We start from the raw sequence: 12,616 nt of genomic DNA, 5'->3' as shown, positions 1-12,616 counted from the left end.
CCCAACGCCGTATCAGCCCCAAACAATTAGATACAACTCCGCAATACAGAGCATCTCCAAGGCCCGCATTCATGGGGCTTTCAGAGCATCCTGCGGCACCCGGCCGCATCATTACCGCTTGACCCTGTAGTCGCTACAGCCTTTACCATCCACTAACTTTCCGCCCAAATGAACTTATCTTTAATCTGGCGATAACAAAATAAAAGCGCCCCTCACCAGGTAACTAAAATGCGAATTTTAGTCGTCGAAGACGAAATCAAAACTGCCGAATATCTGTATCAAGGACTGAAGGAAAGCGGATACGTCGTCGACAACGCCGCCACAGGTCGAGATGGGCTACATCTCGCCAAACAATTCGATTACGACCTGATCATGCTTGATGTAAATCTCCCCGAAGTTGACGGCTGGGGGGTGCTAGAGAAAATCCGCCACAGCAACAGTGATACGAAAATCATGATGCTCTCAGCTCGCGGACGCTTGGCAGATAAAGTTAAGGGGCTAGATTTAGGTGCCGACGACTACCTCGTGAAGCCTTTTGAATTTCCTGAATTGCTTGCACGCACCAGGACTTTGCTCAGGCGGGGTAACCGAGTAGCCATTTCTGACAGCCTCAAAGTTGCCGATCTAGAGCTCGATGCAAGCCGCCATCGCGCCTACCGCGGCGCAACGAAGATCAGTCTGACCTCAAAAGAGTTTGCTCTGCTGCATCTGCTGATGAGGCACTCTGGAGAAGTGCTTTCCCGCACTCAAATTATTTCTTTGGTGTGGGATATGAACTTTGACTGCGACACCAATGTAGTCGAAGTATCAATACGGAGACTTCGAGCCAAAATTGATGACCCGTTCGAGAGAAAGTTGATCCACACCCTCCGGGGTGTTGGATACACCCTCGAAGAGCGCGAGTAGATCATATGGAATGGCTTAGCCAGTGGCTAGGCCATTCCATTTACGCTCACCGGTTGTTCCAGCACTGACCCTGAACGAGGTAGCGGATGGTGTATAGCTCACCCATAGAGTCCTCATAGGTCATGAGCTTGCTCACATTCCCACAGTGGTTAACGGTTGGCGTCATGTAAACAACCTTAGCCACATCAAGCTTCATTCCATATGTGTAGTCAACTGGCTTTGGAACAGCCTTCCCAGTGCGCTCTGCGTAACGTTCCGCAGCGAGGAGGCTACTTTGCTCAATATCCTGTTTGACTTTATCTGGCAGACCAACAGAGTACGCGTGCGCGCTCTGAAACATTAGCAGCACTGCAGCAGCTGTCAGATACTTTATGACTTTCATGGCTATTCCTCATAAGAGTTTACGCTATCTTATCGCCCCATCACTTACACCGAGATGGCGCAACAATTACGTTTATGAAACTTATGAACAATAAAAAAGGCGCTCATCTCTGAGCGCCTAGGATTCACCTCTTCCAAAGGAGCACTAGGCTTCAAAGGTGAATTACTAAAGACCCTGGGACTCCGCCAAGAGACAACCAAGGCCTTGTAGATGGAGAAATTTCGCAGTTGCAGCCCTAACTTATACGACAGCAACTAACGAGAAGATGGTTGGAAGATTACAATTTTGAAAAGGTTGCGCCTGCGCGAACAGGCGCTCCCTGGGGTGGGTTAGAGCACGCTCAGCGGGTACTCAACAATCAGACGAAACTCATCCAGGTCCGACTCAAACTGAGTAGCACGTGTATTGGCCTGCCGAATACGGAAAGACATATCCTTGAGCGAGCCCGTTTGCACCACGTACTTAGCTTCGATATCACGCTCCCAACGCTTCTGATCGGTCAGCGGGTTGCCTGCATCGTCGCGACGCATGTAGACATCGTTAGCATTGGAGTAGTCAGCATCCGTGCCTTTGCCATAACGCGCCATGAACGATAGGCCGGGGACACCATAAGCCTGCATATCCAGGTCGTAGCGCACCATCCAAGAGCGTTCTTTTGGCGAGTTAAAGTCGGTGTACTGAATGGAGTTGTCCAGGAAGATAGAGTCCGACTGACGGAGGTAGTCGAAGTCGTCATCACCATTGTTACGCTGGTGCGACAGGGTGACCGTGTGCGCTCCGAATTGCACGCCGAGTTTGGCACTCCAGATGTTGTTGTTCAGCTCGCCTAGCAGCTGCTTACCTTCATCTTGGACGTTGTAGTAGTTAAACCCTGCGATCAGAGCAAGGTCATCGCTGAGCGGCTGGGTCAGGGAGGTACCGAAATAGTACTGGTCCCAAGCATCCTTCAATCGAGCGCTGTAGGCGCTGACTGAGATGTTGTCGTTGATGCTGTAATCACCGCCAAAGTAGCCGACCCAAGGCGAGTCGACGGGCCCAGCATAGAAGGTGACGAAGTTGTCACGCATGTTGCTCGACACCGGCTGGCTCATGGAGTGCAAACGGCCACCTTGCAGAGTCAGCCCCTCTACGCTGCCATTCTCCACGGTAACGCCCCGGAAGGACTCAGGAAGAAGACGCGAATCGCCATAGTGAACAACTGGGGTAGTTGGAAAGACGTCACCGACTTTCACAACAGTGTCAAAAGCCTGCGCCTTCAGTGCACCGCCAACCTTGGTGTACTCATCTCGAGCCTCGCCCTCACTGTTCACAGGCAGGATGTCGAACGAGCTTCGACCGCCATTGCGACCGTCGCCGGTGTCCAACTTCAGGCCGATCATTGCAAAGGCATCGACACCCACGCCGACAGTGCCCTTAGTGAATCCTGACTCGAAGTTAGCCATGATCCCGTGAGCCAGCGTCTCGGAATAGCCTGCACCGCCGGGAGCGTCAGCACCGTTCCGGTCATCGCGATTAAAATAAAAGGTGCGATTTAAGATGTTGAAGCTGCTTCCTTCGATAAAGCCTTCCTTCTGCTCTTCAGCAAAGGCAACAGGACTCATCCCGCAAATCGCGGAGAAGACAGCAAGCGAAAGCTTAGCTTTGGCGTTCATGATAGCTCCATTGGTTCTGGCAGTTCTTGTCGATAGAGCGGTCTAATTTAGTTATATGTATAACGTCCGCGGCCCTATCCTTACTGCCTGAAGCTAACTGCAAGATGATTGAAGAATTACAATTTTGAAAGAATTGATATCCCCCTTATGAAGATCACAATAGGTTGTTACAGTTAGAGAGCCCTTCAGTGGCGCCTAGCTTTCAACGACGCCATCCTCTCTTGTTCCGGTAGACTGGTACGCAAGCTCTGCTCAATCCGCCTTCGCTCACGCACCGGAACAACCCTCACATCCCCCTTTGCGACAACTGAACCAACGCCAGATACCGGCCCAGCATCACTTGCTGGGCTGCTCATCAACACCATCAACATCAGTAAATTTTCCATTCATGACCTTCGGGATCAGCATTCTGCCGCCCTAACATTATTGGGCACAAAGTGAAAATTTCATGATCAGCAGCCACACCCAAATGGCTTTGTGTCACTCCAGGCAGAATCTATCTCTTCATATCACGCACCTTACGCTAAAATTACAAATTTGTAGGCTTTCACCGCCACATGAAGAGGCAGGTTAGAATGATGAACACTTGAAATTAACTGCCGAAAATAACAAATAACACCATCGGCACTTAATAGCTCTACGAAATCAAATTTATTAGGTAGCCGCCGCCAAATGCGAGTACTAGTTGTTGAAGACGAGACAAAAACTGCCGAGTATCTACAACAAGGTCTTTCAGAAAGCGGGTACGTTGTCGATAGAGCAAGCAATGGTGTCGATGCCTTGCACCTTTTCAACCACAATACCTACGGGCTAATCATTCTGGATGTAAACTTGCCCAGTATTGATGGGTGGGGAGTCTTGGAATCAATTCGCAAGACCAGTCGTGTACGAATCATGATGTTGACTGGCCGAGGGAGACTTGCTGACAAGATAAAAGGCCTCGATGCCGGTGCTGACGACTACCTCGTGAAGCCATTCGAGTTTCCAGAACTCCTAGCTCGTGTTCGCTCACTTCTCCGCCGCGGCGATGAGCTCATCGAAAGCAATACTCTGCACGTAGCTGACTTGGAGCTCGACCCAGGCCGGCACCGTGCGTACCGTGGAAAACACCGCATTGACCTCACAACCAAAGAGTTTGCTCTTCTACACTTACTCATGAGCAGAAGCGGAGAAGTATTGACACGCTCTCAAATAATCTCCCTTGTGTGGGACATGAACTTTGACTGCGACACCAATGTCATCGATGTATCAATCAGGCGTCTTCGCGCAAAAATTGATGACCCTTTCGACTCAAAGCTCATACATACCCTTCGCGGCGTTGGATATGTGCTCGAGGATCGCTCATGAGCAGAAACAGCCTGGCCACTCATCTGGGCCTTAAGGTTGGCCTCATGAGCCTCGCCCTGGTGGCGGTGTTCTCAGCCTTTGGTTACTTCATGCTGTCCCAAGGGCTCGATCGCATAGCTAAAGCCGCGCTTGAGTCAAAAATGAGCAGCTTCTCTCATAGCCTTGCTGCCTCTTCTGATGCCCAGGACGTGACGGCACGCTCACATGCATTGATAGAGCTCGCAATGGGGCACTCCAACCTCTACGTCTATATCGTTCGCCCTGATCACCTTTACTCGCCGTTACTGACTATTGGTCCACAGCCTATGCAGTTTCAGCCGGGTATTGCTCCGTCAACTCCAGAGCTGGCTCTTCAAGAGTGGCAAGACGGGCCCAATCGCTTGATGCTCACCGGGGCTCAGACCGTTCAGCTCAAGGATGGAACATCACTCACGGCCTACCTGACAGTAGACCGCACCTCTGACCAAGAACTTCTTAATGCGTTATTGAAATGGGGCTTAGCAGCATCCCCACTCATTTTGATGGTGATCCTCACAGTGTCCTGGATCACTGTCCGACAAGGGCTTCGGCCGCTGACCAGCTTCTTGAAGGTTGCAGCCAGAATTTCAACGGACAACCTGGAGCACCGCCTCCCCACAGAAGGGCTTCCATCGGAGCTGCATCAGCTCGCCGATGGCATCAATTTCATGCTCCATCGATTGGACAATGGAGTGCAACAGCTCTCCCAATTCTCTGACGATCTGGCCCATGAACTGCGATCGCCTATCGCTAACCTCATGGGCAAGGCCCAAGTTGCACTCTCGCGCGGCAGAACCTCCGAAGAGTACAGAGAGGTGCTGGAGTGCTGTACGGAGGAGCTGGATCGGGTCACCCGCATTGTTTCAGACATGCTCTTCTTAGCGCAGGTAAGCCATCCAGCTGCGCTAGTGCATTTCGAAACGGTCTGCCTGCAGGATGAGCTAGAGCGGGTGAAGGATCTCTTTCTACTGACGGCTGAGGAGAAAGACGTCCAAATCACAGTCAGCGGGCAGGGGGCAGTTAGAGGTAACCGCCTGATGATTCAACGCGCCATCTCCAACCTTCTATCCAACGCTATTCGCTATTGCCCCGCCGGGAGCACCGTCGCAATGCGCGTTGAGCCGCTCCCCTCTGGCTTCCGGTTAAGCGTGGGGAATCCAGGCTTGGGTATTGCACCTGAGCATCTACCGCATCTTTTTGAGCGATTCTATCGAGTAGATAAGAGCAGAGCTCGAAGCGAAGGGGGAACAGGCCTAGGGCTCGCAATAGTGCGCTCAATCATGAGCCTACATCACGGCACTGCTGCTGTAAGCGTTGAAGAGAATGGATTTACTCAGTTCTATCTGGATTTCCAGCAGGAAAAGCCCCTTAAAAGTTTGCCTTAAACTTTGCGCTCATGCGAACACCCTTATGAAGAAAGCCACACTGGCACTTCCAATTTTGCTTGCACTCGCGGCGGATCAATACAAAGCACCGCCCAGTTCACACTGGTGCATTCATGACATGCACATATCAATCTTCAACATATTCACCACTGGATAATCGATCCAACCTTACGAATTAGTAATTCTGCTGCGATCTTGCTGACAGGTTTGACTGGGTATTCTCAATGCATCGAGATACTCCCGTCCAACTTGCCCCAAACTCCAAACGTTGGTTCTTTCCATCGTTGGGGGCCATGCTTATAGGCCACCACGCATGATCGAAAAGCAAACTATTAGCCGCGAACTTGCCATGGCGTTTTCAACCACGGCTCGCTGCGCCTGCTTCAGGCAGGCCGCTAGATCTTTAAATGTCCACACCACCGCTCTTAGAAAGCAGATAAAGCAGCTAGACAATGAAGTTGGTGAGCCGCTGTTCTATTTACAGGATAGGTCACTGAGACTAACTCTAGCCGGTGAGTCTCTGTTTCAAGAGCTAGCTCGAAAGTTTGGAGATCTGCGCCCCTCCACACCTCAGATTAGCGAGCCACTACGAATCGCGGCTCCAGAATCATTAATGCATGACGTTCTAGCCCGAAACCTTATTGCCTTCATTCGGCGAAATGGTGCTCTGCGGGTTGAGCTATCTCCGCTCGATGGCCCCAACATAGAACAGGCTGACGTAATGATTTGGCTAGCAGAACAGGGCAGTCGGCGCCCCGACCCTGGATTTGCTATGACTAAGCCCCACTTACTAGGAACTATAAACTACTACCCTCACATTGCTACAAGATACTCATCGGACACCCGCCATCCATCCGACATAAGCGCTCTTGATGACTACATGCTAGTGCAGCAACAAATTAACTATCCTGTAGATGCCTTTACACCATGGAACAACCTGGTCGATCAGCGTAAAAACTCCGTTACGCTCGCGCATAAAAATGAGCTAGTTAGGGAGCTCATCAAAAATTCATCCTGCATCGGCTTACTACCCGAATACGTATCCAATCTGGATAAAAAGCTGCACCCATTGAAGAATATCTTCGACAAGAAAATGCAAAGATCAGCCTGGATAGCTACAACGCCAATATCGTCAAAGAGGGACGAGGTACAAAGCGCTGTAAAACTTGTTCTCAACGCCTTTTCAGAACGCCATGAATGGTTTGAATGAGCGTGTAGCCATCCGACCTAGCATCAATAAAAATGACATACTCCTGAAATATTTAGAGCTGCACCAACTGTCATGGCAACCTCAGCAATTACTAGGGCTGCAGCCATTTCACGACTACATGAAACATAAATGTCATTAAAATAAACAAAAACAGCAATGCGGCACTTAGAACCTCCTCCACGCCAACCAAAACCAAGCGTTATTGAGGAGAAATTCATGTTCAATTCAATCCCAAATTTCAAGATCCTGAATCGAATTACAGTGGGGCTTCTGCTTAGCAGCACTGCTGCCATTGCAACTGCTGGAACCGTCACCACCGACGGTGCAGACCTTGTGATCAAGACCAAGGGCGGCCTAGAGGTCGCTACCACTGACAAGGAATTCAGTTTCAAGCTGGGCGGCCGACTCCAAGCCGATTACGGCATGTTCGATGGCTACTACACCCGTAATGGAAACTCGGCAGATGGCGCATACATCCGCCGAGCATTTCTTGAGTTAGGCGGCACGGCTTACAAAGACTGGAAATATCAAATCAACTACGACATGTCCCGTAACACGGGCAACGACAGCTCCGGTTATTTCGACGAAGCAAGCGTGACCTACACAGGCTTCAGCCCGGTTAATCTGCGATTTGGTCGTTTCTATACCGATTTCGGCCTGGAGAAAGCCACAAGCTCGAAATGGACTACCGCGCTCGAACGCAACCTTTCTTACGACACAGCTGAGTGGATCAACGATAACTCGGGCATGGGCATTCAGGCCTCCTCCGTCGTGGGCAACATGACTTATCTCTCTGGTAGCCTGTTCAGCGAGAACAACAACGACACCGACGGTGATAGTGTTAAACGCTACAACGTCCGTGGTGTATTTGCGCCTCTCAACCAGCCAGGTAACGTGCTGCACGTTGGCGTGCAATACGCATATCGAGATCTGCAGGACGCAGCTGTCGACACCCGCATCCGCTCCCGAATGGGTATTCGCGGGGTAGATACCAACGGCGGCAATAGCGCTGGTAGTAACGGTACACGATCGCTCTTTGGTGGTGCTTCTGCCACAGAAGGTCTGTGGGAAGACGATTCTGTTTGGGGCGTAGAGGGCGCTTGGGCAAAAGATGCCTTCTCCGTCCAAGGTGAATACCTACGCCGCACCATCAAGGCTGATGAAGCGGCCGAAGATATCAACGTCGATGGTTACTACGCTCAAGTCGCATATACCCTCACGGGTGAACCGCGCATTTACAAGCTGGATGGTGCGAAATTCGATTCTATTAAACCGGCCAATAAGCAGATTGGTGCCTGGGAGATCTTCTATCGCTACGACTCTTTCACTGTCGAAGATGACAACTTCACCGTTAGTACTGCTGTGCGCCAGGTAGGCGACACGGAAGGCAAGTCCCACACTGTAGGCGTCAACTGGTATGCAAATGAAGCAGTGAAGGTCAGCGCAAACTACGTTAAAGCAAGCACCGACAACATCAACAACGAAGCAGGTGATGATAGCGGTGACGGAGTGGTAATGCGGATACAGTACGTTTTCTAAATACGTTCTCAGCAAAGGGCGCTACGGCGCCCTTTGCTGCTTTAACCACAGCTTGAGCCTAAGAAGGCAGACCTATTAGCTGATACAGGCTATAGTCTTGGATTCCTTTGTGTATTGAGCTTTAATGGAGGTCTACTCTATAACCACGCCTCAAACACAGAGAACCGACATGTCGATCATCGCAGAATTCAAAGCCCTTGAAGCTAAAATTGCCGAGCAGCAAAAACGCCTCGAAGCCCTCAAAGGTGATGAAAAACTCAAGAAGGAAATCGAGTTTGAAGCCAAGCTCCGCGCACTCCTGGGCGAGTATGGGTACTCCCTGCGTAACATCGTTAACCTGCTAGATCCAAATGCCAGCAAAAGTACTGTTGCGCCAGTCAAAGGGGCTCGCCGCGAGCGCACCTTGAAGCGCTACAAGAATCCGAATAACGGTGAAGTGATTGAAACCAAGGGTGGCAATCACAAAGTGCTGAAGGCCTGGAAAGAGCAATACGGTGCTGAAAAGGTAGAAAGCTGGCTTCAATAAGCTAGTTGCTGCATGCACAAGGGGCCGCGAAAGCGGCCCCTTTTGTTTCCAGCAAGGACGACGACTGAGGATGCTTATTCCGGTTATGCGTGAGAGAGCGGCCTACTCGAATAATCGGCTCACTGGCCAGGCCGTGACATTCTCATGAGTCGTAAGGCTGCTGGCGCAACGGATCTATGAGCCTGCACTGCCCAACCCGTTCCCACACTGCAAGCAATTAGACGTTGCAGTTCTTTTCTTGGCGATGGCGGTTGTTGAGCTGACACTGCACTCGCCGGTGGCCACAGGCTGCTCATCACTTTCATGCGTTAACACCCACCAAGGCAAATAAGGAAATCACATGAATCGCCTCCCTATCACACGCAGCTGGAGTCTGCTGCTACTAGCATGGCTAGTCGCTCTGATGTCGAGCCTCTCCGCGTTATTCATTGGCGAGGTAATGGGTCAAGTCCCGTGCGTGCTGTGCTGGTTCCAACGTGCCTGCATGTTCCCATTGGCCGTGATTTTGGCTATCGCCTGTTACCGCTCAGACTTCGCAATTTGGCGTTATGCCTTGCCACTGGCCATTATCGGCGGAGCGTTGGCCTTGGCCCATACGCTGCTCTATGCGGGACTTATTCCCCAGCCGATTCAACCGTGCACAGCTACTGGTCCGTCTTGCTCGGGAGCCAACATGACCATCTTCGGCGGCGTACCGCTGCCTGTTCTGGCCCTATTCGCGTTCACGCTGATCAGCACCCTACTCATCCTCATCCGCCGGAGAACTCTCTAATGAACCGCCGCCCCCTAGTCCTGATCATCAGCGTGGTGATTCTGGCTGTCTTCGGTGTTGCTGCTTATCTGTATTCACCATCGACCCCACCCAAATCACTGCAGACCGAAACGGGACCAGCACAATCCGCACCTGCCGGCTCAGCGAACAGCAGTAACTTGGTTCGGTTCCACTCGCCAGTGTTCGGTCCCGCACAAGCGCCGGTGACCATCGTTGAGTTCTTTGATCCGTCGTGTGAGGCATGCCGGGCTTTTTACCCGCATGTTAAGACGATCCTCGCCGAGAATCCCAACGACGTGCGCCTGGTGCTGCGCTATGTGTTGTTCCATCAGGGATCCGAAGAGGTTGCACGCCTATTGGAAGCGTCGCGCAAGCAGAACCTGTTCACACAGGTACTGGAGGCCGTTCTTGAAGCACAACCTGGCTGGCATGACGATCCAAAAGCCCAAGAGGCCTGGGTTGTCGCCGAGCGGATCGGCCTTGATGTCGAGAAAGCCCGCGCCGACATGTACACACCCGCTGTCGACGCCGTGCTGAAGATGGACATGCAGGACGTAAAAGCCGTGGGCATCCAAGGCACTCCGACCTTCTTCGTTAATGGCCGGCCGTTGGACAATTTTGGTCTCGAGCCACTTCGCCAATTGGTCAGCAGTGAAGTAGCAAAGGTAAGGAACTGACATCATGGGCGCGCTAGAGAATCGTATCCCGCCACCTCTGGTCGCGACCCTGATCGGCGTGCTGATGTGGGTGAGTGCTCGCTATCTACCAGGTTTCGAGCTTGCATTCAGCTGGCGCCTAACCCTCACTTTGCCCGTCCTACTGCTAGGCGCCAGCGTGTGCCTTGCTGGCGTCTTGTCATTCCATCGCGCTCGCACCACCGTCAATCCACTGCGCCCAGAGAAGGCCTCCACTCTGGTCGACAGCGGCATCTACCGATACACCCGTAACCCCATGTATTTGGGGTTTGCCACTATGTTAATGGCATGGGCTCTGGCGCTTGCCTCACCTCTAGCAATGTTCGGCCTGGTCGCCTTCGTGCTGTATATGAATCGCTTCCAAATTGCTCCCGAGGAGCGAGCGCTGGCCATTTTGTTCGGCGACGAGTTCTCCCACTACTGCTCGCGAGTGCGACGCTGGCTCTGAGGAAAGCACCGGAAACAGAAGGCGACATGTCGCCAACAGGCGCCTTAGCTACTGGTGCAGGCATCTGCTGTAGGGTTGAGGAGCAGCATACTCAGTTGCTGTGGTGGCTTATGTACGAGCCCTGATGGGGACTCACAAACCCGCTGGATGAAGTTGTCTGTGAACAGTAGCTTGCCGTGCACAAAGTATTCGTTCGGCCGCAGGTTGGGATTGTTGATCTTCGTCCCTAGTCGTGCGGCCAACCACTTGCCCGCCTCGTAGTGGCTAATCCATCGTTCGCGGGAAAAATCTGCCAGTGCGCCCCCCGGAGCATCGCGAGCGACCACGATCACCGGTACATCGCTGACTTCCGGCACCAGATCGTTGTGCCCCCAGTAGCCGTCCTCACCCAAGCGCTGACCATGGTCACCCGTGATGATCAGGTAGCGTTCTCCCTCCAAGCGATCGAAGTCAGCAAGAATCTCCGCCAGCATGTCATCGAGGTAGCGGATCGAGTTGTCATAGGCATTACTCTGGCCCTCAGGCCCTTGATCCGGCCAGGGCGAAGGTGTCGACTCATGGCGATAGTTCTGTGCATACGGTAGGTGAGCCGTACGCAGGTTGAGTACAACAAAGTTGCGATCGGCCCAGCGCTGTTGATCAAGTAAATCGAGTAGCGCCCGATCCTGACGCCGGAGGAAACGTAGCGGGTGATCCTCGCGGGTGATGGACACATCCAAGTAGCGGCTCCCCAGGTGTGCCAATAGCTTGGACTCCTGCGAAGACAGCCAGTACGTACGGAATCCCGCCTCGCGAGCAAAGCGGAATAAGTTGATCTTTCCTGTGCGCAGCAAGTTGTCCTGCCCCGGCTCACGAATGGGGTTGAGCAGGTATGGCAGGCTCACGTCTGTTGCTACACCCGCAGCTACACCAGGCCTCACAAAGGCACTTGGATGGTTATGTAGGTAGGCCGCCAACTGAGGTGTCGTATCACGGGCGTAACCGAATAGCCCAAGCCGGTCGCTACGCAATGAGTCAGCAACGACGAGCCACACGTGGCGCGCCGCACTCGGTACCGTTTTGAGGGTGTAGGGCGCGAACGGAGTCGGAGGCAGGCTGACTTCATCCCGGAAAGCCAGCCTCACTGCCCAAGCTGAGAACACGTTGAGGCTGTTGTGTAGTGCACTGCGACTCGGGCTGGGAACGAATGAATCCAGGTTTCGGTAAGTCGCCCGATAGGGCTTGGACATCAGCACCACGGCAATCAACACCAGTGCCCAGCGACTCTGCGGCAGCGCAACTTTTCCCGGAACACTCAGGTGAAGAGCCAATAGCAGGCTGTAGGGCAACATCACACAGAGCAGCACTGGCCAGTGCTGTTCCATGCTGAGTGCTGCCGCCTGGCGAACCTCTGTTGGATCATTGATCAGCGATTGGATATCGATGGCGCTGAGTGGCTCACCGAAGAAGCTGATGTTTCCAAGCTGCATCAGTTGCATCAGTGCGAACAGCAGTAAGATCGCCGCCGTCAGCAAGCGCAGGTTGCACAACCAGAGAGCCGCACTGAACAGCCATAGTGTCACCCCATAACTGAGCTCCAGCTCAGCGCGATTACCTGGTGTGAATAGCTGCTGCAGGAAATCATCGGACAGCAGCAACAGAGTGCTCAGGCAGGCCAACAAAATGAGGTTGAGCCAAGTCCGGGCCGCTCTGGGAAAGTGCGGAAGCTGCAGAGAGAGCATCATAGGGAGCTCCGG

General features: G+C 52.6%; 12 protein-coding genes and 1 pseudogene. 9 read left to right on the top strand and 4 right to left on the bottom strand.

The window, feature by feature from the left end:
• Nucleotides 1-228 precede the first annotated feature (228 nt).
• On the top strand, nucleotides 229-906 hold the full coding sequence (locus N7640_RS05180; RefSeq protein WP_279902993.1) for a heavy metal response regulator transcription factor: 678 nt from the start codon (nucleotides 229-231) through the stop codon (nucleotides 904-906).
• 46 nt (nucleotides 907-952) lie between these two features.
• On the opposite strand, the gene N7640_RS05175 is transcribed toward N7640_RS05180, so the two are convergent.
• The gene (locus tag N7640_RS05175; protein WP_279902992.1) at nucleotides 953-1,288 is read right to left on the bottom strand and encodes a DUF2790 domain-containing protein; all 336 of its coding nucleotides are present in this window, start codon (nucleotides 1,286-1,288) and stop codon (nucleotides 953-955) included.
• 329 nt (nucleotides 1,289-1,617) lie between these two features.
• Nucleotides 1,618-2,940, bottom strand: coding sequence for an OprD family porin (locus N7640_RS05170; protein ID WP_279902991.1), 1,323 nt, complete (start codon nucleotides 2,938-2,940; stop codon nucleotides 1,618-1,620).
• Nucleotides 2,941-3,612: 672 nt separating this feature from the next.
• Between N7640_RS05170 and N7640_RS05165 the strand changes: the two genes are divergently transcribed.
• From N7640_RS05165 to N7640_RS05155, 3 genes are all read left to right on the top strand, one after another.
• Nucleotides 3,613-4,287 (top strand): heavy metal response regulator transcription factor, encoded by a 675-nt coding sequence (locus N7640_RS05165; RefSeq protein ID WP_279902990.1) that lies wholly within the window; start codon nucleotides 3,613-3,615, stop codon nucleotides 4,285-4,287.
• Nucleotides 4,284-5,690, top strand: coding sequence for a heavy metal sensor histidine kinase (locus N7640_RS05160; protein WP_279902989.1), 1,407 nt, complete (start codon nucleotides 4,284-4,286; stop codon nucleotides 5,688-5,690). The genes N7640_RS05165 and N7640_RS05160 overlap by 4 nt, the downstream gene beginning before the upstream one ends.
• 313 nt (nucleotides 5,691-6,003) lie before the next feature.
• On the top strand, nucleotides 6,004-6,900 hold the full coding sequence (locus N7640_RS05155; protein ID WP_279902988.1) for a LysR family transcriptional regulator: 897 nt from the start codon (nucleotides 6,004-6,006) through the stop codon (nucleotides 6,898-6,900).
• A 23-nt stretch (nucleotides 6,901-6,923) separates the two neighbouring features.
• Here the strand turns inward: N7640_RS05155 and N7640_RS05150 are convergent, their stop codons facing one another.
• A complete protein-coding gene (locus N7640_RS05150) occupies nucleotides 6,924-7,118 on the bottom strand; it encodes a hypothetical protein (RefSeq protein ID WP_279902987.1) in 195 nt (64 codons plus the stop codon).
• Between N7640_RS05150 and N7640_RS05145 the strand changes: the two are divergent.
• The 5 genes and pseudogenes from N7640_RS05145 (at nucleotide 7,103) to N7640_RS05125 (ending at nucleotide 10,880) form a co-directional block, all read left to right on the top strand.
• Nucleotides 7,103-8,439, top strand: a pseudogene (locus N7640_RS05145) (OprO/OprP family phosphate-selective porin). The gene N7640_RS05150 and the pseudogene N7640_RS05145 sit on opposite strands and share 16 nt — an antisense overlap.
• Nucleotides 8,440-8,608: 169 nt before the next feature.
• On the top strand, nucleotides 8,609-8,965 hold the full coding sequence (locus N7640_RS05140) for a histone-like nucleoid-structuring protein, MvaT/MvaU family (RefSeq protein ID WP_279902986.1): 357 nt from the start codon (nucleotides 8,609-8,611) through the stop codon (nucleotides 8,963-8,965).
• Nucleotides 8,966-9,305: 340 nt separating this feature from the next.
• Entirely contained in the window at nucleotides 9,306-9,737 is a 432-nt protein-coding gene (locus N7640_RS05135; protein WP_279902984.1) for a disulfide bond formation protein B, read from the top strand.
• Entirely contained in the window at nucleotides 9,737-10,414 is a 678-nt protein-coding gene (locus N7640_RS05130) for a thioredoxin domain-containing protein (RefSeq protein WP_279902983.1), read from the top strand. The genes N7640_RS05135 and N7640_RS05130 overlap by 1 nt, the downstream gene beginning before the upstream one ends.
• 4 nt (nucleotides 10,415-10,418) lie before the next feature.
• Entirely contained in the window at nucleotides 10,419-10,880 is a 462-nt protein-coding gene (locus N7640_RS05125) for an isoprenylcysteine carboxylmethyltransferase family protein (RefSeq protein ID WP_279902982.1), read from the top strand.
• A 44-nt stretch (nucleotides 10,881-10,924) separates the two neighbouring features.
• Here N7640_RS05125 and N7640_RS05120 read toward each other — a convergent pair whose 3' ends face one another.
• Nucleotides 10,925-12,604 (bottom strand): phosphoethanolamine transferase, encoded by a 1,680-nt coding sequence (locus tag N7640_RS05120; RefSeq protein ID WP_279902981.1) that lies wholly within the window; start codon nucleotides 12,602-12,604, stop codon nucleotides 10,925-10,927.
• Nucleotides 12,605-12,616: the final 12 nt, after the last annotated feature.

The organism is Pseudomonas sp. GD04015 (genome assembly GCF_029837675.1).
GTDB classification, from domain to species: Bacteria; Pseudomonadota; Gammaproteobacteria; order Pseudomonadales; family Pseudomonadaceae; genus Aquipseudomonas; species Aquipseudomonas paralcaligenes.
Note: the sequence above shows the minus strand (reverse complement) of the source record. Positions and strands in the feature narration are given on the sequence as shown.